Source organism: Brevibacillus sp. HB2.2 (assembly GCF_013284275.1).
GTDB lineage: Bacteria > Bacillota > Bacilli > Brevibacillales > Brevibacillaceae > Brevibacillus > Brevibacillus brevis_D.
Genome location: NZ_JABSUV010000003.1, coordinates 240,771 through 264,685 on the forward strand (window position 1 = coordinate 240,771; position 23,915 = coordinate 264,685).

General features: G+C 45.4%; 20 protein-coding genes and 3 pseudogenes. 13 read left to right on the forward strand and 10 right to left on the reverse strand.

Annotated elements, in window-relative coordinates; translation table 11 throughout:
• The 4 genes from HP401_RS03640 to HP401_RS03655 all read right to left on the reverse strand — a co-directional run bounded on the left by HP401_RS03640 (window position 1) and on the right by HP401_RS03655 (window position 3,856).
• Window positions 1-1,092: a bifunctional phosphoglucose/phosphomannose isomerase gene (locus HP401_RS03640; RefSeq protein ID WP_173604100.1), complete on the reverse strand. Its 1,092-nt coding sequence runs from the start codon at window positions 1,090-1,092 to the stop codon at window positions 1-3.
• Between the two features lie 30 nt (window positions 1,093-1,122).
• Window positions 1,123-1,986: a class II fructose-bisphosphate aldolase gene (locus HP401_RS03645; protein ID WP_173604101.1), complete on the reverse strand. Its 864-nt coding sequence runs from the start codon at window positions 1,984-1,986 to the stop codon at window positions 1,123-1,125.
• A gap of 34 nt (window positions 1,987-2,020) precedes the next feature.
• Complete coding sequence (locus HP401_RS03650; protein WP_173604102.1) at window positions 2,021-2,800, reverse strand: DeoR/GlpR family DNA-binding transcription regulator; 780 nt, start codon at window positions 2,798-2,800, stop codon at window positions 2,021-2,023.
• Window positions 2,801-2,983: 183 nt separating this feature from the next.
• Window positions 2,984-3,856, reverse strand: coding sequence for a LysR family transcriptional regulator (locus HP401_RS03655; protein WP_142497347.1), 873 nt, complete (start codon window positions 3,854-3,856; stop codon window positions 2,984-2,986).
• A gap of 150 nt (window positions 3,857-4,006) precedes the next feature.
• Here HP401_RS03655 and HP401_RS03660 point away from each other — a divergent pair, with 150 nt between their 5' ends.
• Window positions 4,007-4,597: a DJ-1/PfpI family protein gene (locus HP401_RS03660; RefSeq protein ID WP_173604103.1), complete on the forward strand. Its 591-nt coding sequence runs from the start codon at window positions 4,007-4,009 to the stop codon at window positions 4,595-4,597.
• Between the two features lie 55 nt (window positions 4,598-4,652).
• Here HP401_RS03660 and HP401_RS03665 read toward each other — a convergent pair whose 3' ends face one another.
• The gene (locus HP401_RS03665) at window positions 4,653-5,999 is read right to left on the reverse strand and encodes an erythromycin esterase family protein (protein ID WP_173604104.1); all 1,347 of its coding nucleotides are present in this window, start codon (window positions 5,997-5,999) and stop codon (window positions 4,653-4,655) included.
• A gap of 259 nt (window positions 6,000-6,258) precedes the next feature.
• On the opposite strand from HP401_RS03665, the gene HP401_RS03670 reads away from it, so the two are divergent.
• Entirely contained in the window at window positions 6,259-6,417 is a 159-nt protein-coding gene (locus HP401_RS03670) for a hypothetical protein (protein WP_172801873.1), read from the forward strand.
• A 29-nt stretch (window positions 6,418-6,446) separates the two neighbouring features.
• On the opposite strand, the gene HP401_RS03675 is transcribed toward HP401_RS03670, so the two are convergent.
• Window positions 6,447-8,237: a helix-turn-helix transcriptional regulator gene (locus HP401_RS03675; RefSeq protein ID WP_173604105.1), complete on the reverse strand. Its 1,791-nt coding sequence runs from the start codon at window positions 8,235-8,237 to the stop codon at window positions 6,447-6,449.
• 262 nt (window positions 8,238-8,499) lie between these two features.
• Between HP401_RS03675 and HP401_RS03680 the strand changes: the two genes are divergently transcribed.
• Window positions 8,500-10,674 (forward strand): serine hydrolase domain-containing protein, encoded by a 2,175-nt coding sequence (locus HP401_RS03680; RefSeq protein ID WP_173604106.1) that lies wholly within the window; start codon window positions 8,500-8,502, stop codon window positions 10,672-10,674.
• A gap of 251 nt (window positions 10,675-10,925) precedes the next feature.
• On the opposite strand, the pseudogene HP401_RS35680 reads toward HP401_RS03680, so the two are convergent.
• Window positions 10,926-11,060 (reverse strand): annotated as a pseudogene (locus tag HP401_RS35680) (Tn3 family transposase); the annotation flags it as partial.
• A gap of 198 nt (window positions 11,061-11,258) precedes the next feature.
• Window positions 11,259-12,410, reverse strand: coding sequence for a serine hydrolase domain-containing protein (locus tag HP401_RS03690; RefSeq protein ID WP_173604107.1), 1,152 nt, complete (start codon window positions 12,408-12,410; stop codon window positions 11,259-11,261).
• Window positions 12,411-12,719: 309 nt separating this feature from the next.
• Here HP401_RS03690 and HP401_RS35685 point away from each other — a divergent pair.
• The 3 genes and pseudogenes from HP401_RS35685 to HP401_RS03700 form a co-directional block, all read left to right on the forward strand.
• Window positions 12,720-12,933, forward strand: a pseudogene (locus HP401_RS35685) (DUF4158 domain-containing protein); the annotation flags it as partial.
• 328 nt (window positions 12,934-13,261) lie between these two features.
• Window positions 13,262-14,470, forward strand: coding sequence for an MFS transporter (locus tag HP401_RS03695; protein WP_173604108.1), 1,209 nt, complete (start codon window positions 13,262-13,264; stop codon window positions 14,468-14,470).
• A gap of 15 nt (window positions 14,471-14,485) precedes the next feature.
• Window positions 14,486-15,240: pseudogene (locus tag HP401_RS03700) on the forward strand (LysR family transcriptional regulator).
• A 47-nt stretch (window positions 15,241-15,287) separates the two neighbouring features.
• Here HP401_RS03700 and HP401_RS03705 read toward each other — a convergent pair.
• Window positions 15,288-15,785 carry a hypothetical protein gene (locus HP401_RS03705; protein WP_172139657.1) on the reverse strand — a complete coding sequence of 166 codons (498 nt, stop codon included), beginning with the start codon at window positions 15,783-15,785 and terminating at the stop codon, window positions 15,288-15,290.
• Window positions 15,786-15,824: 39 nt separating this feature from the next.
• A complete protein-coding gene (locus HP401_RS03710) occupies window positions 15,825-16,796 on the reverse strand; it encodes a YpjP family protein (protein WP_173604109.1) in 972 nt (323 codons plus the stop codon).
• Between the two features lie 271 nt (window positions 16,797-17,067).
• On the opposite strand from HP401_RS03710, the gene HP401_RS03715 reads away from it, so the two are divergent.
• From HP401_RS03715 to HP401_RS03745, 7 genes are all read left to right on the forward strand, one after another.
• The gene (locus tag HP401_RS03715; RefSeq protein WP_173604110.1) at window positions 17,068-17,511 is read left to right on the forward strand and encodes a MarR family winged helix-turn-helix transcriptional regulator; all 444 of its coding nucleotides are present in this window, start codon (window positions 17,068-17,070) and stop codon (window positions 17,509-17,511) included.
• A 50-nt stretch (window positions 17,512-17,561) separates the two neighbouring features.
• A complete protein-coding gene (locus tag HP401_RS03720) occupies window positions 17,562-18,503 on the forward strand; it encodes a ring-cleaving dioxygenase (RefSeq protein ID WP_173604111.1) in 942 nt (313 codons plus the stop codon).
• Window positions 18,504-18,518: 15 nt separating this feature from the next.
• Window positions 18,519-19,577, forward strand: a complete 1,059-nt coding sequence (locus HP401_RS03725; RefSeq protein WP_173604112.1) for an LLM class flavin-dependent oxidoreductase — start codon at window positions 18,519-18,521, stop codon at window positions 19,575-19,577.
• A 19-nt stretch (window positions 19,578-19,596) separates the two neighbouring features.
• Window positions 19,597-20,163, forward strand: coding sequence for an NADPH-dependent FMN reductase (locus tag HP401_RS03730; protein ID WP_173604113.1), 567 nt, complete (start codon window positions 19,597-19,599; stop codon window positions 20,161-20,163).
• Between the two features lie 62 nt (window positions 20,164-20,225).
• Entirely contained in the window at window positions 20,226-20,870 is a 645-nt protein-coding gene (locus HP401_RS03735; RefSeq protein WP_173604114.1) for an isochorismatase family protein, read from the forward strand.
• 163 nt (window positions 20,871-21,033) lie between these two features.
• Window positions 21,034-23,238 (forward strand): tetratricopeptide repeat protein, encoded by a 2,205-nt coding sequence (locus HP401_RS03740; protein ID WP_173604115.1) that lies wholly within the window; start codon window positions 21,034-21,036, stop codon window positions 23,236-23,238.
• A 21-nt stretch (window positions 23,239-23,259) separates the two neighbouring features.
• Window positions 23,260-23,892: a DUF1266 domain-containing protein gene (locus HP401_RS03745; RefSeq protein WP_173604116.1), complete on the forward strand. Its 633-nt coding sequence runs from the start codon at window positions 23,260-23,262 to the stop codon at window positions 23,890-23,892.
• Window positions 23,893-23,915 lie beyond the last annotated feature (23 nt).

Sequence of the window (23,915 nt, forward strand, 5' to 3'; positions counted from 1 at the left end):
CTATCTCACCTGCACAGTGACGAGCGGTTGCCCCATTTTTTGTTTGAACAAATTGATCACTTCTACCGGGGTTGGATCGACACCGCGAATCAGAGCAGCGTACAGCGATACGAAGTCAGCCAAGTACACGATCGAAAACAAACGAGCCATTCGGGACACGCCGTGGGAATGAACCACCCTTACTCCACCAGCGCGCTCACGCAAAATGTCAGCGCTGATCTCTACACGTTGGGTCGTCTTCTCGCTGTCCTCCTGATCGCGAATGAGTGTAAAATGAACGCCCTTCAGCAGCGCGGACGGGGAATCCCAACCCACAGCCTCGTCGTGGTGAAGGCTCGGTATGGCGTTCCAAAATGCCATCAGCTTGCTGTTTTCCCCGAGCTGGTTTTTCCAACGCCATGCAGGAGCATCGAAAAACGGTAGCGTTCCGTACACAACAGGTATCAATCCATCCATCTCGATGGCGATTTGTTTGGCTACATTTTTCTCGATCGGAGAATCGGTTCCGTAGCTGTGCTTCCACTCCTCGAACAGGGTAATCGTCTCCTCTACCTCCGCACGCTTGTCGGAAATCAGCCCGAGCTTCGTCAGGATGGCGAGAATCGGCAAGAAAATGTAGCCCAATACGATTCGCGGCATCATTCCACCGGGCACGAGCAAGCACGCATGATTGTGTTTCCGAGCCATCTCCAATACTTTTCCGCCCGCCGTAATGACGGCGATCTGTGCTCCTTTGGCAATAGCCGCTTCGTAGCCGCTGACGACTTCTTCTGTATTGCCGGAGTGGCTAACGACAATGACGAGTGTCTTCGCATCCACAAAAGCCGGGATGGTGTAGCCTTGATTTAACTGAAGCGGCACTTGCAGCTCGTCAAACAAATACGACTTGATCAAATTGACGCTCGCAGCCGAACCGCCACCAGTGCCAAGCACGACAATATTTTCGATTTTAACAGAAATATTCGATACATCTAAACTATCAGATAATTTTAGGCCTGTTTTAAACTGTTCATCGTAGCTTTCCGTATCTTGCAGGGCAGAAATCGTGTCCAGTTCGCGCAACGCTTTGGCATCATCAAGGTTTATACGCATGTATAATCGTCCCTTCCTGTCTTTTTTTCGTTAACGTACATTCGCTTTTCCGATACAACCACACATCTCCATCTTGGCGAGTGCGACTTCTTTGACCGCCTGCTTGGCCTGCTTCATATAGGTGCGCGGGTCGTTTTCCTGCGGGTTGTTGTCAAATACGCCCTTGATCGCTTGCGAAAACGCGATACGCAGCTCTGTCGCTACGTTCATTTTTGCCATGCCGAGCTGAACCGCCCGCTTCACCTGCTCCTCTGGAATTCCCGAGCCTCCGTGCAACACGAGTGGCACAGAAACACGACGGGCAATCTCTTCGATGCGAGCAAAATCAATGCGTGGCTCCCCCTTGTAAATCCCGTGAGCCGTACCAATCGCCGGTGCCAACGTATCCACGCCAGTCAACTCGATAAATCTCTCGCACTCGATCGGGTCAGCCAGTGCAGCATCTGCATCATCGACGACGAGATCGTCCTCCACACCCCCGACCTTGCCGAGCTCTGCCTCCACATTCACACTGCGCTCCCGAGCCAGCTCCACTACACGTCGCGTCATCTCCGCATTTTCCGCAAAAGGATGCATCGACGCATCGATCATGACCGATGTGTAACCCGCTTCGATACATCGCATGATCAGTTCCTCCTCATGACAATGATCCAAATGCAGGGCAATCGGCACCCGGGCCTCCTCTGAGGCTACCCGGGCAATTGCTGCTACATACTCCGGTCCGAGATGCCGGACCGTTCCGACTGTGGTCTGTAAAATGAGCGGTGCGTTTGCTTCGCAAGCCGCCTCCACTACTGCTTGGAGCATTTCCATCGTGTGTACGTTGAATGCCCCCACACAATATCCCTGCTCCCTTGCTGTGCGCAGCATCTGTGTCGATGATACCAACGCCATATCGATCCCTCCGCTTCCTTTCTGAACTGGTAGTTTACTTGGTCACAACCTGCAAGCTCGCCAGCTCCAGGTTGATGCCCAGCTCCGCATACTTACTGACAAGATGCTGTGCCGCCGCATCTGTAATAATCCGATCGACATCGGACACCCCGGCGAATTTTGCCAAATGCGTCTCTCCGAACTTGCTATGGTCAGCGAGCACATAGACTTTTCTGGCGCGTTCCATCATGACTTGGTTAATTTGCGCTTCGGCCAGATTGAGCGTCGTCAGTCCGTTTTCCGGATGAATTCCATCTGCTCCGATAAAGCATTTGAATACAGAAAGTCCTCGCAAATTGTCCGCTGCGACAGAACCAACGAGCGCAAAGGATTTGTGGCGCATCTCTCCACCGATCAAGATGACGTGATGCTTACCTTGACTGTTCAGCTCCATCGCGATGTTGACCGCATTCGTCACGACCGTCAGATCATTCAGGCCGCGCAGCAGCTTGGCGAGCTCCATCATCGTGGTCCCTGCCCCGAGAATAACCGTGTCCCCCGGCTGTATGTGCGACAGCGCCTGATGGGCAATCGCTTGCTTCTCTTCGCTTCTCTCTTCCAGCTTTTCCGTGAAACTACGCTCCAATGGCAAGAAATTCGTAATCGTCGCGCCTCCATGAATGCGCGTCAGCAGACCATCGTTTTCGAGCTTGATCAAATCTTTTCGGATCGTTACTTCCGACACATCCAGCGCCAGACTCAATTGGCTGACGGTTACGCTCTGTTCTGCTTTCAATTGTTCGAGGATCTTGCTGTGCCGTTCGGCTGCCAGCATATGACTTCACTTCCTTACGATATTAAAATATATGGTTTCGTTTTATTTCTAATTACCTTTCGTTTACTTTCATTTCGATCTTAGCATTGTAGAAAAACGAATGTCAAACAACTTATGAAATTTTCCAAAAATAAAACCAGCCTGCTCTGGTTCTCGACCAAAACAGACTGGTTGGTTGCCTCTTTACCCGATATCTCGACTTTCCAGCATGAGATCAATAAACTTCTTATGCGCCCGTGAGAGCCACTTGTTTTTATGGTAGGCAATTTGCGCATAAAACAACAGCTCTTCCTCGCACGCTATCATTTTCACTTTTTGCTCATTCAACAAGGCTTCGACGCTAATATACGGCATCAAGCTCACGCCTAGCCCGTTCGCCACACTCTGCTTGATCGCTTCCATACTGGAGAATTCCAGGTGATGCTTCGGCTTGATCTCTCTTTTTTCCAGGAAGCGTTGAAAAAACCGCCGCAGAGCACAATGCTCCCCGCTGAAAATCATACATTCCTCGCCAGCATCCTCTATTTTTTCAAACGAATGATCGCGCCCCCCGATAAAAACCAAACGTTCCGTAGAGAACGGCTCCACAACCAGATTCGGATCATCGAGCTTTGGCTCCAGCGTGATCACGATATCCAATAGACCATCATGCAGCTTTTCCCGCAGGCGGCTGCAGTCATCCATTACAAATGAAATATTCACACCCGGGTAGCTCTCTCTGTACTTGGACAAAATGTCACCCAGTCGATAGATCGTAATCGTCTCCGAGGCTCCGATGCGTAACTCGCCTTGCAGTGATTGCTCATTCGCTGATATATCCTTGATCTTGGCATAAGAAACCAGCAGCTCCTCCACGTACGTGTACAGCTCGCGGCCATAGGCGGTTAACTGAATTTTCTTTCCCAGTCGATCAAACAGAGGGACACCCATTCCTTCTTCCAGCTGTTGAATATGGGATGTAATCGTAGCCTGTGAATATTGCAGTGCTTGTGCGGCCTTCGTAAAGCTGTTGAAATCGACGACTGCCTTAAAGGTTTGAAACTGGCGAATCTCCATCCCCACTCCCCCTTGCCCGCATGTTTTATTATTAGAAATCCTGAAGATCATCTTCAGAACTTTCATTTTTACTAATAACTAATGATAGCATATGATTCTTGGTAAGTACCGGTACGGCTTGAACGATTCGAACAGAGGAGCTGATTTTCGATGAAAAAAGTGTGCTTGTTATTACCGAATGGCTTTGAGGCAGTAGAGGCTAGCGTTTTTACAGACGTAATCGGCTGGAACAAGGAAGAGGGGGACGGAACAACGGAGCTGGTGACGGTGGGAACGCGCAAGGAGTTGAAATGCACGTGGAATTTTACCGTGATCCCCGAGATGGTGATCGACGATGCGGATGTAAATGACTTCGATGCACTGGCACTGCCTGGCGGTTTTGAGCATGCAGGCTTTTATGAAGATGCTTATCGCGAGGACGTTCTCGCTTTCATACGTGAATTTGAAAAGCAAGGCAAAGTGATCGCCTCCATCTGCGTGGGTGCTCTGCCCCTCGGGAAAAGCGGGATTTTGCAAGGACGAAACGCAACGACCTACAACCTGAATAACCAACTGAGACAAAAGCAGCTGGCAGCGATGGGTGCCACTGTTATCCCTGACCAATCCATCGTCATCGACAACAATATCATCACCTCGTACAATCCATCGACCGCTTTTGATGTGGCATTCACCTTGCTAGAGTCGCTGACATCCCGCGAAAACACCGACAATGTTAAACGCTTGATGGGGTTTCTTGTATAATAAAACCGGCATTTTGCCCAGTTCTCTTGGGTAAATGCCGGTTTCTTTCTGCTATTTAACGAACAAGCTCGCCAGCGCTCACTGTGTCTATATGAATGAGAATATCAAATGCTTGCCCAAGCGAAGTTGTTATAGAGTTTGGTTTGCTTGGATCAGCAGAACCGAATCCAATCAAAAACGGCCGTTCTTCCTCTAACCATTTTTGGGTGAGACCTGTAGCATTCCGTAAATCAACAAAGTATTGATCCTTTGAGACTTGATCCAGAGTATGATTGAATGTTTTTGGATCATTCGATTGAATGGTAGCTGGAACAATTTTATTTTCAATGTTAAACGCGTTATATTCGCCTTTCCCGAATGAAGTTCCAATCGTTACATATTCCTTTCCATAATGCTCCAGTAAATACTGACCGGCGAGCTTCGGGTATACCTCTTTCAACATATTGTTCTTTGCGATGTGCCCATTGTGACCCCATACGATTGTTTTTCCCAGCTGTTCATGAGCCCACTTCGCATTCTCAAACATCGCGATATCATGCTTCAAAAATAAATCAGATGGATTCTCCGAGACGTTAAAATACATGCCAGTAAATTGCTCAATGACCTTGGCGTGTTGCTTAATCCTTGCGAACTCCTTGGATTGGCCGTTCAGACTGCTTTTGTTTTGTTCCAATATTTCCGTGATTTCTTTCGCTTGCTCCTGATGTTTTTTCTGAATGGCCACCGGCAAAGCTGAATAGGTTTCCAGGTCCTTCGTAACTTCGGCAAGTTCCTTCATTTTATTATTCACACTGGGCAGCAGGTCAGGCTTATATTTTGTTATATACTGTCTGATCTCATCGTATACATTTTCGCTGACATTTTGTACATCCATTCCGACCACCCGCAGTTTCGTTTCGTTCTCGGGATCGGCATTGTACTCACGCATCCATTCCAGCATGTCTACGATTTCTTTTGTTTGAAATATAGGCATTAGGAATTTACTCGGATTCCCTTCTCCTGTGAGAACGTAATGATCAAGTTTCAATGCGTTGCCCCAGTTTTCTTCTAATACAAGGGTGGTAAAGCCCATTTCCATGACGAGAAATTCAACAAACCGGTGTTTCATCGTATAAATTTCACGACTTCCATGATTTGCCTCACCTAAACCTACGATTGAAGCAGAACCGATCATTTGGCGCAGCGGTTCAATATCTTTAAGATCAGTCCCAGGCTCAGCGCCATTCAATTGAAAAGAGTTCAGCTCTAACCATTCTTTTGGACTTAGATTTTCTGCCTTCTTCCCTTGTTGTTGTTCGCTGTCCGTCTCGGTTAATGGAGCTGTATTCGTGCATCCTGTTATGAGTAAACCAAAAATCGATACCGCGACGATGCTACTTCTGTAAAAGGCCGTCTTGTTCATTTCTCTTTCCTCCAAACAACTTTGTATGCTCAAAGTATGGCCCGGGCACTGCCTGTACAACAAGTAACGTTTTGTCATAAGGTTCAGACGCCCTGTTACCAACGGTTTCTCCCTACCCCATATGACAATTTGTCATCAAAAAAAGCACCGGATCTTGAAGATCGGTACTTTTGAAATAGCATTTCCAATGTCATATGCTGCAATCGGGGATAAGAATAAGCCATCCATCACACCCTACTGGCAAAAGGAGTGGTGAATCATGGAGAAAAAGCGAGGTTCTGCCGAGCACGAGCCCACAGTAGCGCCAAGCATGTACGGGCATGATCCTTTGGAAGAAAAGGCGACGGAAAAAGAAGTGGAAAAAGGGGATTACACAAAGGTAACGCGGCTGTTCCTCGACCGAACGCCGGAAGAGTAAAGACGGGATTTCTCCCGTCTTTTTGTCATCTATAGGATACTCTCGGTTCGTGCCAGTTCAATTGCTTCTTCCCGGTTGCTGACACCGAGCTTCGAGTAAAGAGTGGAACAGTAATTCCGTACCGTTCCCTCCGATAAATATAGTTTGGTGGCAATCGACTTGTAACGAAGCCCATCCGATAAAAGCTGTAAAATCTCCCTTTCCCGTTTCGTTAATCCATACGGATCATTCGGGCTGTACTTCTCTAATTGCTCACGTTGGCGCTTCATCTCTTCGAATACGCGCGTGGCGATCGACTGATCAAGCCACGTTCCCCCGCTATAGATGAGCTTCAGCGCTTCCATCATCTCTTTTGGACGAGTAGACTTCAGCATATATCCTTCCGCCCCATGCTCCAATGCTGTTGCTGCCTGGATCGAATCCTCGAACGTTGTCATGATCACAATCTTCATGTTCGGCCAGCGTTCTTTCATTTGAAGGATGGCCTCAAGTCCGTTCATCCCTTGCATGTGCACGTCCATTAACACGATATCCGGCTGGTGTCGCTCACACTGTTCTAATGCTTCTTGCCCATCACTCGCTGTACCCACAACGATAAAGTTGTCCTGCTGGCTTAAAATTTGCTGTAAGCTGTCGGCAATCATCACCTGATCATCAACAATAAGCAGGCGGATACTTCCCTGTCCAGCTTCTGCCTGTATAGGAACATTACAAATGGCAACGGTCCCTTGCCCTGATTGTGAATGAACGGACAGCGTACCTTGCTGTTGCTCAAGCCGTTCTTTTATTCCCTTTAGTTCTAAGTCGAATTCGATGGATTCTAGTCCGTTGCCATTATCTTCGATTTGTAAACGGAGTTGCTGACTTTCGAAATACAGATCAACAGCTATCACACTTGCTTGGCCGTGACGAACCGCATTTGTAAGCAATTCTTGCAGGCAACGATATAAAGAAATGCTCATTTTTTGCATAACGAGCGTCTCACTGCCGATCACACGGAAGTTGACCGTTACACCTGTTGACTTCATAAATTCTTCCGTCAGTTCCAGGAGCGACTCACTTAACGACTGGTTGAACCGAGCATGAGCATGAGAGAGCTGATGCAGATGCTTTCTGATATCATCCAGACTGCCCTGTGCTATGGAGACAAGTTTATCAACTCGTTCGACCTGTGAATCAGGAACCGAGGATCGGAGCGACTCAACGCCAACAATCAGAGAGGTTAACGAATGGCCAATCGTGTCATGTAACTCATGTGACAGCCGATTACGTTCCTCGATCAGTGTCAGCTCTTCGATTTGCTTAATATGCTGCTCCAATAATTGCTTCTGTTCTTGAATGATACGGCCTTGCTTATGAGACTCAATTAATATGCTAAATGCCATCCCCATCGCAAAGCCAAAGCTGCAACTAAACATGAACTCGTACGGGAGACGATTGGTAATCAACCCATTTAAAGCCGGGAAAATGATCCCACTAGAGATTCCTGTCCACATATACGTTCGATGACTACTGGCCACACCAATAATGATAACTAGTATAACGAAAGACCAAGTCAATCCAGGCGCTACAAAGGCCACAAATAGATAAAAAAAGCCTGTCATTACGACTTCGACTGGCAGATACCAATCTTTTTTTCTATATTGAACGATCAATGGAATGGCATAAACCAAAAGGGCACTAAGGATGATGACTCCGACCGGAACGGCTATCATTGCCGGATACATAATATCTGCGATGACGATGATGCCTAGCCAAATCGTTCGCAAGGCAAAAATCACCCAATTGTACCAGAACCATTTTTTTATGTTGAATAACATTTTTCATGTACTCCTGCTCATTTGAATGGTAAGGAATTTCCCGAATGTTTCTGACTCATCATGCCTCACCAATTCCCGATCCGTCAAGCAATATGCGCCGTGTCATATAGCCTTTATGACATTCTATCATGCCGCAAATATGATCAGTTAACACGATGTCATATATAGATAGAACGGTATTGTCACTATGTGATTTTACAGCCCTGAGAATAAGGTGGATGTGTAAAGACCAACACAAATCAACTTACAGGAGCGATGAGAAATGAAACCATTCCCTATGCAAAAAGGAGCGTCCCTTACGTTATCTGCATTATTGATAGGAACGCTAATACTTCCTACTTACGGTTGTGCGGAAGCAAGTGTGGATCAAGCAATCACGCAACAAAAGAAAACGGATCATGCCAAAATAAAAGAAGCGATTGATAAAGCTGCTGCCAGCGAAAACATTCCAGGTATCCTCTTTGCAGTAAAGAAGGGAAATGATTTCTGGTCGTATGCTTCCGGCGAAGCGAATATAGAAAGTAAGAAACCGATGGAAGCCGACTTTTCATTTCGAATCGGGAGTATAACGAAATCGTTCGTCGGTGTAGTGACCCTGCAACTAGCTGAGGAAAAGAAGCTAAGCCTCGATGACTCGTTGGAAAAATGGCTGCCAGGTGTCGTCCAAGGAAACGGATATGATGGTAACAAAATTACGATTCGTCAGTTATTAAATCATTCGAGTGGAGTGGCAGACTACTTAGATGATGAACTCAAGGAAAGTATAATCCAGAACTCCACTCAAACGTTTACAGCTGAACAACTCATTTCTCGCGCATTAAAGCAAACACCGACCACAGGTGGCTATTCGAATACGAATACAGTGCTGATGAAACTCGTTATCCAAAAGGTCACAGGAGAAACGGTTGCCGAACAAATCAAGAAACGAGTGATTGAGCCGCTTCAACTAACAGAAACGTTTTTCCCGGAAAACTCTCGATCCATTCCGAAAAACAGTCCGAATGGATACTTTAACAATGCCGGTACATTAATGGATATAACTGACCTTAACCCTTCGTTTGCAGACGCAGCAGGGGCTATGATCTCGACTACGAAAGATTTAACAACGTTCTTTAGCGCTTTATTGAGCGGAAAATTGTTAACACCTGAGATGCAGAAAGAAATGTTAACCACTGTTTCTAATCCACACGGAAAATTCGGACTCGGTATTCAGGAAGTAACATTGCCGAATGGCACTACCATATGGGGTCATCAAGGCGGCATTCCTGGATTCACCAACTTCGCAGGTGGGACAAAAGACGGCGAGCACGTGATCGCGATGAGTATCAATGCATTAGGAGATACTGTTTCTCATATGGAGAACATCCAGATGACTGAATTCTCGGGACAAGCCAAGCAACCAACCACCCCGGATCAAACAGCTCAAAAACATGGGAAAGAAATGAAGGACTTCATTGATCAGAAAGCAAAAGTTGAGGGAGTCCCTGGAATAATCGCTGCTGGGTTAAGAGACGGAGAATACTGGTCTTATGCAGCGGGTGTAGCCAACCTCGATCATAAAAATCCGATGGAACCAGACTTTACTTTCCGTATTGGCAGTGTCACAAAGGCGTTTGTTGCTACCGTTGTCTTACAGTTGGCTCAGGAGAAAAAGCTGAATCTGGAAGACTCGGTAGAAAAATGGCTTCCAGGTGTGGTAAAGGGTAATGGGTATGACGGCAACAAAGTCACGATTCGTATGTTATTGAACCAAACGAGCGGGATTGCAAGCTATACGAGTACAGACATGCGGTACGCTACCTCATTCCCTCAATATACCGTTAATGACCTTGTACGTATGGGACTGGCTAAGCCGCCAGTATTTCAACCAGGGGCAGGCTTTGACTATTCGAATACAAATACCGTACTAGCTGGTCTTGTTATTCAGAAGGTGACAGGAGAAACGTACGATGTGCAGATGAAGAAACGGATCCTCGACCCGCTTCAGATGACAAATACATCCTTTAGTGGTAGTAATCCAAAAATCCCGGGCAAGCATGCCACAGGCTATAGCATGAATCGGGAAGGGAAACTGTTTGATTTCACAGAGTATAATCCTTCATTCGCGAATGCTGCAGGGGAAATGATTTCGACAGGGAAAGATTTGACCACCTTTTTTAGTGCGCTTTTGGGTGGGAAATTATTAAATGACGAGATGATGAAGCAGATGACAACAGGTGTGGAATCGCCTTTTGGCAAATATGGATTGGGAATTTACGGGGTGACACTGCCGAACGGAAAGACCTATTGGGTTCATGGAGGCGGCATTCATGGGTTTGAAACGTTAGCGGGTGGTACCTTAGGCGGGAAGGATATTATGGTGACGAACATCAATGCGGTCGGTCCAGAACCTGTCGTCACTAACCAAGCCATGTTCGAAAAGGAATTTAGCCGTTAAGTTAAGAAGGAAAATTGATAGAAGGCTTTTGCCTTGGGAACTCCAAGAGCAATAAGCCTTTTTCCTATTCAATTATTATCTATAAATTTATTTGTGATTATGCTACTAAAACATAATTTGTTTTATCGATACTCGACCTTAGAATAGCAACTGTATCCCAATCAAAAAATACAGGAGGCAATATAGTATGACCCCATCAATTAAATAGGTACTGACATTGCTCCTTCAAGTGGCTGCGGAAATTTTTATTGATTCAGAATGTCACGTATGGCTGCATCGATCTTCTGGGCAGTTACATGTCGGCGGTTTACAAATGAGAGCATAGGGGGTGTAACTAAACTTCGCATATGTTTGGATGTTTGGGCTGGCCCAAGATTGCACCCGTATCCATCGGTAATCCGATCAGGAAAATGTCCATGCGTTCGCGCAGATGTGAGTTATAACGTAAATTGAGACTGTTTATAAGATCGTTTGAGACTGTTTATCTCGGACATTCCGTCGCGGGCAGAGGAAACGGTCAGGGCCGAGATGGCAGCAAGCTGGCACCAGAATAGGAAATTTCCAGTGCCAGCTTGCTGGTGTTCTTAATGTGATGAAGAGCCAATGAGTTGCTCGGCAATGCTTTTGGAAAGAGTCAACGTATTAATGTCAGAAGGCATCGCATTGATATTAAGGGTTTGTACATAATCCCCGCCGCGAGTTCCACCTGTGAACGTTGCGAATCCTGGAACGTTGCCGCCATGCCCCCAAATCGTAATACCATTCGTCAGCTTTGTTCCAACGATTCCCAAGCCGTATTCACCTGCTGGAGTTTCAACCCCAGTTAACATCTGATCTAAAGTAGCTGGTTTTAATAGCTTGCCACTAAGTATAGCACTGAAGAATGTATTCATATCATCCGCTGTGGAGATCATAGATCCCGCAGCATCTGCCCAAGAGGGATTCATTTCGGTTCTGTCTATGAATTGACCGTCGAGTACGAAGTATCCTCGTGCATGTTCACCTGGAATAAACGAGTAGTCGTCGGGTACATAAGTGCTCGTTAGGTTAAGGGGAGCTATGAAACGTTTCCTAATATGTTCCCCGTATGTTTCTCCAGTAGCCTTCTTAATAATCATCCCTGCCAGTACCGTATTCGTATTGGAATAAACCCATTTCTCTCCAGGCTTAGAGGTTGCCTTCATGTTCAGTGCAGTACGAACTAATTCGTCAGCAGTAAAGGAATGTAACGGGTTTGGGAGAAATTTATCGAGAAAATCCTTGTGGTCTGAATAGTCAGGAATACCGCTTGTTTGGTTTAATAGTTGCCGAATCGTGATATGATCCCCTTCATATTCAGTACCCTTAACAACATCAGGCAGCCATTTTTCTATCGTGTCATCCAGGTTCAGTTTTTGTTCATCAACAAGCTGAAGAACGACCATTGCAGTAAACGTCTTTGTTAGACTACCGATCCGGAAAGTAAAGTTCGTCTTAACCGGGTCAGTACCGTAAATGCTTGCTTCACCGGAAGCATATGCCCATTTTGATCCTTTGTTTGAGGAAGCTACAATTATGCCCGGTATATTTTGATGGTTAGCAGCTTCATCGATAAGTTGCTTGGCTTTGGTCTGCGAAGCTTGACTGTAAGTAGTAACGAGGGGATCCGCCTGCTTTGCAAAACCAGTTCCTTGTAATGGCAGTAATAGAGTCGCGGTAATCATTGTCGATACAGTGAGCATAGAAATTTTGTTCATTTCGTTTCTCCTTTTGATTAAAGAATCGTATTATTCATTCATTCGTTGCGAAGCGATTTGTCTCCCCGAGTATTGCAAAGTAATTGTCATACTGCCAAGATGCCATTATGTCACCATGATGCGTTTTTACTGTCATATGACAGCTTATCGCCCGATTAGGACGGGATTATGATGGTATCATTAGGGAATGGAAGTCCGGATCAATCACAGCCACCGAATGTATGAAGCGCCTTAACCTAAAATCCAATACCTTTTATCGACGTGTAAAGGAATATGAAAATCAGATAGATCCTATGAGGAGAGGAACACATGGCATCTATTGAACGTACTGCCTACCCGCGATTTAAAAGAAACCCTACTTCAAAAGAGCTCCATGAAGTATATACACCCACATCAAGAAATGCAGTTCGCTCATTCAGTAGCCCGTGGATCAGCCCCGGTTATGAGCCTACTGGTCATGATGAAGTCTTTTCAACGCCTTGGGTACTTCCCACGTCCAAAAGATATACCGCCTATCATAGTTAAGTAATCATTAATGAAAAAGGGGAACCTACCCTCAAACGTATATCGAAAAAGGAAGGTTCTCCAACTCTAAAAGCGCTGGAATCTACGATTACAAGAAAGAAATATTCTTGACATCCTCTGTAATGTTGAACACTGGACTCAATGGACGAGGCATTTTGGACCTTTATCTGGCTCGGCTGTACCCCATATAATTACTGGACAAAATCCCCAGTCTACACTCGCTGTCACAGAAGCAGTAATAAGCAGATTAGGTGAATAATACACGTGAGGCTGATAGACGAAACGCATATCAGCCTTTTCTTTACACGAAAGGAGGGCTACTTACAGTGGCAACAGAAAATATGACCCGTCACTATGAACAGGCACAGGCTACTCGCAAAGGGTCAACTCTCGCCTTGTACGCTCTGACTCTTGGAGCATTTGCGATCGGGATGACAGAGTTCATCATTATGGGGCTGCTTTCCGAGGTAGCCACCAGTCTGAACGTTTCCATCCCGATGGCTGGATTCCTGATTACCGGATATGCATTGGGTGTCGCTATCGGCGCTCCCATCATTACGATGGCTACCCACAGAATGCCGCGCAAAGCACTTTTGCTATTTCTTATGATTTTATTTATCGCGGGAAATGCGCTAGCCGCTCTCGCACCGAACTATACGGTTTTGATGCTGGCTCGCATCCTGGCTGCTCTTACTCACGGATCGTTCTTCGGTGTGGGTTCGGTCATTGCCGCTGAGCTGGTTCCCAAGGAAAAACGCGCGGGTGCCATCGCGATCATGTTTACCGGACTGACACTCGCCAATATTTTGGGTGTACCGATTGGAACGTTTCTCGGGCAAGCGTACGGCTGGCGCTCTACCTTCTGGGCAATCACGATGATTGGGATCATTGCGTTGATCGGAATCGTTATGCTCGTTCCGAAGGTCACCAGTGCAACATCTAGTCTGCGGCAAGAGCTCGGCGTGCTCAAACGCCCAGCGGTTCATATCGCGCTTTTGATGACCGTATTCGGATTTGGTGGCGTATTTACTGCGTTTACGTATATTTCACCAATCCTGGTGGATATCACGGGCTTTTCCCCCAGCTCTGTTTCGTACATCCTCGTCCTGTTCGGTGTAGGGATTACGATCGGGAATATTTACGGAGGAAAATTGGCAGACCGCAAGCTGTTTCCTTCCTTGCTCGGGATACTTGTCGCACTGGCGCTCGTTCTCGCCGTGTTCAGCTTTACGGATCAAAATAAGATCCTCACCCTAATAACGGTATTCCTTTTGGGGATTGCCGCATTTGGTACGGTTCCTGGCTTGCAGCTCCACATGCTGAACACAGCCAAGGAAGCACCTACGCTCGCCTCGACACTGAACATCGCGGCCTTCAATCTGGGAAACGCGCTTGGTGCCTATATCGGGGGCGTTGTGATCGATTTTAACTTTGCAGGAGGTCTTTCTGCCGTTCCTTGGGTCGCTTCACTCGTGACGGTCATCGGAATTTTGTTTACGATATGGGGAGCGCAACACCAGACACGTCACAGGTAAGAAAGGATAGCCAACATGGCGGACTTTGAATGGTACCGTAGCTTTATCAGCATCTATAAGCATAGCTCTGTATCGGAAGCTGCCAGAACGAGGATGATGACACAACCAGCCATGAGCCAGCACCTCGCCTCCCTGGAAGCAGAGGTTGGGGAGCCATTGTCATTCGGATCGGGTCGGCGCATGAGTTTTTCCGGGAGAAGCTAGCTCCGCACATCGGAAGCTTCCAAATGCGCGTCATCGCCTATCTCGGTGTCGCTTCCAAGATACTCGAATTCCTGCTGGAGGAAAAAGGAGACCTCATCGTCATGTCGCAAAAGCTTTCCGCGCCAGGCGTCGAATATATTCCGTACATGCAAGAGGAATTCGCTTTGGTGGCACCTCCCGATTTCAGGGAACCAACGTTTGACGACAAGGAGTCTTTTGAATCATGGTTATGCTCCCAGCCATGGATCAGCTATGATTTGGATTTGCCGATCATCCGCCGTTTTTGGCGCGAGCATTTTCAAAAACGCCCACAAACGCATCCGACACACGTCGTACCCGATTTGCATGGTGTACTGAAGGCTATTGAGCACGGCGCTGGCATCAGCCTGTTGCCTACGTTCATGCTGGAAGACCATTTATCCAGAAACAAAGTAAAGATCATGTACCCGTCCTATACTGTTTTTAATGATTTGTATTTGGCTTATCATATGAAGAACCGGAATTTGCCCCTCTTGAAAGCATTAATTGAAACGATGAAGAAGACGGTTGAAAACAACAATAGATAAAGATACTGCCGCTCCTAATAAAGGAGCGGCACATTCTTACAAACAGTTTAAAGTTTTAACATCTCGTTTATCCAGGATCTAAAATTTTCTTGCATATTTGGATATGTTCCATCAATATTTTTCCTCAATGTCACCCACTGTAAATGCTGTAAATGCTGAGGGAGATTGCATATTTTTAATCTGAGATCATTCAACTCTCCTGTATAATCTTCTAATATAAGCAACCGTTCACCATCTAGCGTTTCCTTCCCATATGCTTCATATTTTACTTCATTGATTTCTGCTGTCGTATGCCAGTGTTTGTATGTGCACCAACGGAAGTTCCCTGGTAGCCCTTTTAATTTCAAATTCAATTCTTCTATGTCTTCTTTTCTTACATAAGACCCAATTATTTCAGTATCTAATTCAATTCTTGGATCGAACTCTTTACAATCAATGGTAATTTCATAATCTGCATTTTCTTCAGTATGATAGTGAAATAGGATATCTCTCAAGTTGTTTACGGCAATTTCTTTGCCAAAGTATACTCCTGATTTTTTCTCCATAAATGATCCCCTATTTCATAAATAGTGTGCATTACCTTATTAATCCGTACCCCACTTGGGCAACGTTCCATTCCGAGTAATTGTATATATCTCATAGTGTTCTTCCATATCAGGATCAGAATCCGTCTTTTTATGGTAGTGGAAGTCTAGATGCGTTTTCCCCCGTAGTTCTCTTTTTCTAATATCAAACCTAAATATATCTCCTCCTCTATCATCATAAAGTGTAAATACTTCTTCTCCCTGTTTTATTCTCCCATTAGAATTTTCGGGACCAGAATAGTCAATTTTTCCTTTATGCTCATCATATACAGCCTCTGCAGCATTGCTAATTTCATCCCAAACTCTATCTTCAAATTCATCCCAAATCTCACGCATGATTTTTTTTCCGAATTTCGATTTTACAAATCCCTTTAATGCGAGCGCCACAACTGGCCAAAGTAACGGAAGAGCGAGGGCTTCTACCTTATCTCTCGAACTATATTGAATCGTTTCGCTTCTTGGGTCATTTATGTTTTCACTACCATATTTTAATACAACGGAGGTGATACTCGGCAAAATTGTAGGAGAAAGCTCGTTAGCGTTAAACTCTTCTTCGATATCTTCTCTAATCTGATCAACCAGTGAGTATAATTTTTCACTTTTCTTTTCTTCACTCTTTATTTCTAATACAGATTCTAACTCTTCCTTTAGATCATCGTTTATGGTTGATTGATTCATAAACAACTCTCTATATTCTTGATCCTCCTGTAAAGCAAATACGATGTATTCCAAATGGTTAAATACAAATTCAGTTGAGTAACGCAACTCGTCTTCACTTAAATTAAGGTCAACGCCTGTATCTTCCAAGTATTTACTATTAGTTATTTGCTTTAAAACTTCGCTATCTATTTTGGGGATTTTATTAATTTGTGTATTTGCAGATGCTGTTGATAGTAATACTGTGTTAAATAATAAAGCAAAAGCTAACACTATTGCTGTGGAATATCTTAGTTTAAGCAGCAGCCCTTTCATACTATCCCTCCGTAGATCAATTAAAGTTTTAGCTAACATTTGAAAATGCATGAATTACAAGAAAATAGATCACCCTTTCATTCGAGTTAATTGAATAATTTGTATACAGTTACAAAATATCACGCTTTAAACTGTAAATAAATACCAAATATTCGACATAAAATCATACTTGGAAGAATAAATGGGTGTGGAAGGAAGTTAGTAAACGCTTGCCTTTTTATCAATTGAGTAGTAAAGTGATAATAAGCTCAGCGAAGGGAGGCAAACTAACATGCGTAATAACACCATCGGCTCATTAATCTGGTTACGCTTGATGCGGTTTACCACCCAAAGCAACCAGCTGTCAAATGAGTTTCTCAAACGCTTCGACTTAACAACAGCGCAATTCGATGTTCTGATGCAAATAAGCGTCTACCAGCCTCTCACCCAGTCGGAGTTAGCTGAGAAGGTAACCGTTACACAGGGTGGTATTTCCCGGATGCTCGTAAGACTTGAAAAAGAGGGCTACATTGTACGCAAGCAGGATTGGAAAACGAAAACGATCAGCCTTACCAAAAAAGGGGAAGCCGTACTGGAACAAGCCTTTCCTGAACAACTAGCGTTTCAGTCGTCATTCTTTGATGAGGTACTAAGTGAAGAAGAACAAAAAACGCTTTACTCCCTAATGACACGCGTTCATAAGCATAGCCAAAAAAAGGAATTACCGCCTGAGTAATTTTTTTACACCATCACTTGATTAGTCAAGTTAAACGAGGAGGAACTACCATGCACACCATTCCAGGCCATCACCATGTATCTATGTTAACCAAACATGCTCCATCGAATAATCACTTTTACCAAAACGTATTGGGACTGCGCAGAGTGAAGAAAACCGTTAACCAAGACGATCCTTCGATGTATCACCTGTTTTATGGAGATTTGACAGGCAGTGCCGGAACAGAGTTGTCGTTTTTTGAAATGCCGATGGTAGGAAAAACCGTACGCGGCACGAACGCGATCACTCGAATCGGACTGCTCGTTCCGTCACTGGAGAGCTTGACCTTTTGGAAAAAGCGTTTTGAGCAACTGAATGTTCACCACGGCGAGATTACCAAGTACGCCGGCCGCGATGCCTTACATGTTGAAGACCCGGAAGGCCTGCGTCTGATTTTGATCAATAACAACGGCGAAGGAGTTCCATCGAATTGGGCTCCATGGGACGAATCCGTGGTCGAAGAAAAGCATCGCATCTTGGGAATCGGCACGGTTGAGATTACAGTCCGCTCCTTGGACAAATTAGCCAGTCTGTTGACAGATACATTCGGTTATACCGAAGTATCACGCTCAGAACAAGAAGCCATTTATCAATCCGTCCCAGGAAAATCCTTTGGAGAAATTGTCATCAAGCAGGAAGATGGCTCACCTGAAAAACCCGGTCGAGGAAGCGTTCATCACTTGGCGATTCGTGTGAGCAACGATGAGGAGCTGCAATACTGGGATAACGCTGTTCGACAACGCGGCTTCCGTTCAACAGGGATTATTGATCGATTCTACTTCAAAAGCTTGTATTTCCGAGAATCAAACGGCATCTTGTTCGAAATTGCAACAGACGGTCCTGGCTTCACAGCAGATTCAACCGTCGAGGAGCTCGGAAAAGCTTTGGACTTACCTCCATTCCTCGAAGAACGCCGTGCAGAAATTGAAGCGAAATTGACACCGATAGACTAAAAGGAGTGAATCAACATGGAACAATATCGTATCGACGCCAAAAAGGGACTTGAATTCGGCTTATATTCGATTGGCGACCATGTCCCGAATCCACACACTGGCTCCAAGATTTCTCCTGAACAGCGAATCAAGGAACTAATCGAGGCAAGCAAGCTGGCAGATGAAGCAGGCCTTGATGTATTCGCTGTCGGCGAAAGCCACCAGACGTATTTTACGACGCAGGCGCATACCGTCATTCTCGGTGCGATCGCACAAGCTACGAAGAAAATTAAACTCGCTAGCTCCGCCACTGTATTGAGTACATCCGATCCGGTCCGCGTGTACGAGGATTTCGCTACCTTGGATTTGATCTCCAATGGTCGGGCAGAAATTGTTGCCGGACGCGGTTCCCGAGTAGGAGCATATAGCCTCCTCGGCTACGATGTGCGCGACTATGAAGAATTGTTTGAAGAGAAAATGGACCTTCTTCTCAAGCTAAATAACGAAGATCGCGTTACGTGGGAAGGGCAGTTCCGTGCACCGCTACAAAACGCTACCATCCTGCCGCAGCCTTTACAAGGACGTCTGCCCATCTGGCGTGCAGTAGGGGGACCACCTGCAAGTGCGATTAAAGCCGGTCAAGCTGGCGTGCCTATGATGCTGACCACACTCGGAGGTCCAGCCATCAACTTCAAAGGCTCCGTCGATGCTTACCGGGAGGCTGCGAAGCAAAATGGTTTTGACCCAGCGACTCTGCCAGTAGCGACAACGAGTTTGTTTTATACAGCCGACAAAACTTCGGATGCGCTTCGCGAGTTCTATCCGCATCTAAATGGCGGGTTTATCGCATTGCGTGGCGGTGGCTATCCGAAGCAACAGTTTGCACAATCAGTCGATTATCGTGATGCGTTAATGGTAGGCAGCCCTGACGTCATCATCGAAAAAATGCTTTACCAATACGAAATGTACGGACAACAACGCTTCATGGCGCAAATCGATTTCGGCGGTGTACCTTTTGATAAAATTGCGAAAAACATTGAACTGATCGCAACGAAAATCTTGCCAGAAGTGAAAAAGCATACTATCAAATCGTAACAAAAAAGGAGTGACACCTATGAAAATCGTCGGAATCTCAGGCTCTAATGTTGGCTCCAAAACAAGAACAGCGATGGATTTGACACTCAAAAAGGCACAGGAAAAATACCCGGATGCAGAAATTACGCTGATTGACCTAGCCGAGTATAATCTCGTCTTCAGTGACGGGCGGAATTATACGGATTACGAAGGCGACACCAAGTTCGTAACCGAAACCATCATGGGAGCCGATGCGCTTATCATCGGAACACCTACATTCCAAGCATCCATCCCAGCCACATTGAAGAACATTTTTGACCTGTTGCCCGTCAACGCATTCCGGGATAAAGTGGTCAGCGTATTGGTCACGGCAGGAACATCCAAGCACTATCTCATGGCAGAACAACAGTTGAAGCCGATCCTGTCTTATATGAAGGCACATATCGTACCCACTTATGTCTTTATCGAAGAGAAGGACTTCAACCGCAAAGAAATCATCAATGATGATATTCACTTCCGCCTGGAGCGTCTCGTCGAGGATACAGTACTGCTCGTCGATGCCTATACACGGATTCGGGAGCAAAAAGATGCGGAGTACGATTTTTAATCGAATCAAATTTATCTCAAATTAGAGAAACACAATTAAAAGATATTTGGGAGGAATTATCCATGACAACGAAAAATCAACATGTAATTGACGTAAACGATGCAGCTCTGTTGTTGATCGACCACCAAAGCGGTTTATTCCAAACAGTAGGGGATATGGATGTGCCAACACTCCGTCGAAACGTGATTGCTCTTGCAAAAGTGGCAAAGCTACTGAATATCCCAACGCTCACAACGGACTCAGTACCAACTGGCCCGAATGGCCCATTGATTCCAGAAATCGCCGAAATCCTGCCAAATGACGTGTATGTACCACGTAACGGTGAGATCAATGCCTGGGATAACCCCCATTTTGTTAAAGCAGTTGAAGCTACTGGCAAGAAGACCCTGATTATTGCAGGTACACTTACCAGCGTTTGCATGGCATTCCCTACCTTGTCTGCATTGGCAGAAGGCTACAAAGTCTTCACCGTTATTGACGCATCAGGTAACTGGAGCAAAATGGCGACAGATATTACACTGGCTCGCGTTGTGCAAGCAGGAGCCGTTCCTATTGATACACTCGCCGTCATGTCCGAATTGCAAAAAACATGGAACCGCCCAGATGCCCAAGAATTCGCAGAAATCTATGCGGAAGTAATGCCAAACTACGGCCTGCTGATCGAAAGCTTCCAAAGAGCGTTTAAAGAAGGCCAGGCAGCTAAGTAACCTGCCGTCCAACAACCATAACAATGAAAAGACGCGGATCTTCTTCTCATAAGGAAAGAAGGTCTGCGTCTTTTTTATTTTTCCATGATAGTTAAAATTATCCTCATTAGATTATAATCATGAAGCAACAGATGAATCACACGTAAAAGGTGAGTGACGACTTGTGAATATTTGGAGGATACTGGACATTGATCCTACCGAAGATATTTCGACGATAAAAAAAGCCTATGCGAAAAAGCTAAAGCTGCACCACCCGGAAGATGATCCGGAGGGCTACCAACAACTGCGAGAAGCATACGATCTGGCCATTAAAATGGCGAAGCAGGGCCAGGGAAAACCAAAGGCAGAAGTGACATCCATAGCCGATGTAGAATCCTCTGTACAACCGGAAGAGGATACTCCCATTCTCACTGTTCCGCGTCGGCTGTCCTTTCAACATATTGACGCCACACCAGATCGCAATGATCCGGTTGAACAGACAGACACTTTCATGGAAGAGGATACTCCCATTCTCACTGTTCCACGTCGGCTGTCCTTTCAACATATTGACGCCGCACCAGATCGCAATGATCCGGTTGAACAGACAGACACTTTCATAGAAGAGGATACTCCCATTCTCACTGTTCCACGTCGACTGTCCTTTCAACATATTGACGCCGCACCAGATCGCAATGATCCGGTTGAACAGATAGACACTTTCATAGAAGAGGATACTTCCATTCTCACTGTTCCACGTCGGCTGTCCTTTCAGCATATTGACGCCACACCAGATCGCAATGATCCAATTGCACAGCTAGACAGTTTTATGGAGCAAGTAAAAGCTTTGTACAACGATTTCCCTTCCAGAATCAATCCTGAAAATTGGGCAAAGCTGCTTCGTTCTGACTTAGTGTGGAATATACATCTGAGAAGAATCGTCAGTGATCGCCTGTTTCACTTTCTACACGAGCACCACCATTTGCCCAAAAGCGTCTGGTTAATACTAGAGGATGGCTTTCAATGGCGGGAGCTTATTCAAGAGCCTTTTTATATGGACAAGCACTCGAAAATTTTTTGCCAATACTATCTGAAGCAGCTAGACCATCCAGGATTGCGTTTTGACACTTTGCTTGCGGCGTCCCATCTCGATCGTGATCTATTTTTGTCTTACCGCGATGCAGCTTATCAAGCCTTGAAAGAAAATCAACTGGAGCAAGCAAGCAATTCACTTAACGCGGCTATTGCCTTATTTGCCGATGACCCCGAATTGCTTCGCCTTCAGGGAGAGTATTGCCAGCGAGTCGGTGACACGGCTGGTGCACTCGACGCTTATTCCCGTATCATCAGCATTCAACCAGACGATATCGACAGCTACCTGGCTCGAGCCTACATATGGTACCACAAGCAACATGTCACCGAGGCTCAGAAGGAATGCGAGTACATCTTGTCTCAACTCCCAACCCATCCAGAAGCACTAAGCCTACTCGGAAAGTGTCAGCTAAAGCTGGGTAATGAAGCTCACGCAAAAGTCACATTTGAACAGCTGCTCGCAGCCAGTCCACACGATTACGAGGCGCTCATTTTGCTCACGCAGATTCGTGGAAACATGCTGAAACAAGTCAAGAAGCTGCCAGCCAAAGAACGAAAGCATGCCTTGCAGCAATTGACTTCGGAGCTGGGAGAACGGAAAGACTTGAATAAACAAATAAAGCCAGCCATTCATTTCCAAGTAGCCATAGCTACAGTGACACTTGCGCTCATCATGCTTTTTCAATCTCTTCTATACAACGCGTTTGTGGATCATACAAAATTAACTCCCATTTCATATATACAGCTTCACCAGAATGGACTGGTCAAATTATCTTCGCCAGAGGATTTAAAACAGATTGGACCCAACCAATTCGTTCAGGCCAAGTTAACGAATCTCCGTTTTCTGAAAATCTATCAGTATACGAAAACAGATAAAGACGGAAATAGCTACACGGCATACGAAAATTATTTGACGCTTAATGAAACCGGAGACATAGGAAAAGTTAATCCTTCAGGCTACGTAAAAATCGGCTACTTGGGGGATACACCCATCCTCGTCATTACGAAGTATAGTACGATCGAGATTGAAAAAACCGGAATCTTAGAATTTGAAATGGGCCAGGTAATGGATATACCTCCTAAGGTACTGACTGACACAAAGAAAATGTTACTGGATTTGGAACTGACTTCTTTGTTCGATTTCAACAAACTCAATCAAAATCAAATGATCGACGTAAGGTATATGACGATTCCGAGCCCTCCGTTGGAGATTTATTTCTATGGGCTGATTCTTTTGGTCTTGTGTCGGTTCTTCTTTGGTTCACTGTACAAGCTGTATATCATCACTCGAGTCTATTAACAAGGAGTGAACTTTTCATACATGTTCACATTCAAGCGTAAAAGAGAAAAACAATTTCACTTCTTTACCAACAGTATGCATTCAGCTATTGGGATCGGGGCAGATACAGTCTTCATCGAAATAAAAGATAACTATAGCAAACGGGGAATAAGAGACGCCGCAAGTCAGAAAGAGAGACTATCGTGGATGCTAAAAGAAGGCGAGCGGAAAGAATTTGCCCGGCTTCACCATTTCTTATCAGCCTTATCAGAGTCAGGACGAGTTGAATATATCAACTCTCTGGAACCAGATCCGGATCGCGTCGGCAAGGCAAAGATTGTTCATTACTATCTGCGAAGACTCCCAGATGAAGGGATTGCCGCCTATGATTATGCCTGGGCCTCCTACTTGAGTGGTACGAGATGGGAAGGCGGCTATATCAGCAAAGAGGAAGCTCGGCAGTTTAAGCTACAGGCTGTGAGACAAGCGCAGCAAGCCTATAACAACTGGAGCGAGTTTATCACAGCATATATCGCCGGTTATCAATTTATGACTGCGCAAACATCGCTGAATCACCTGCGCCAAAATGATTGGAATTTTTCACGCTCCTTTGTTTCCAAACACTGCATGCTATCGAAATCTAACTGGCATACCGACTTTTCAAATTTTAGCTAATAAATAAAAGCTCTTCCCATTTT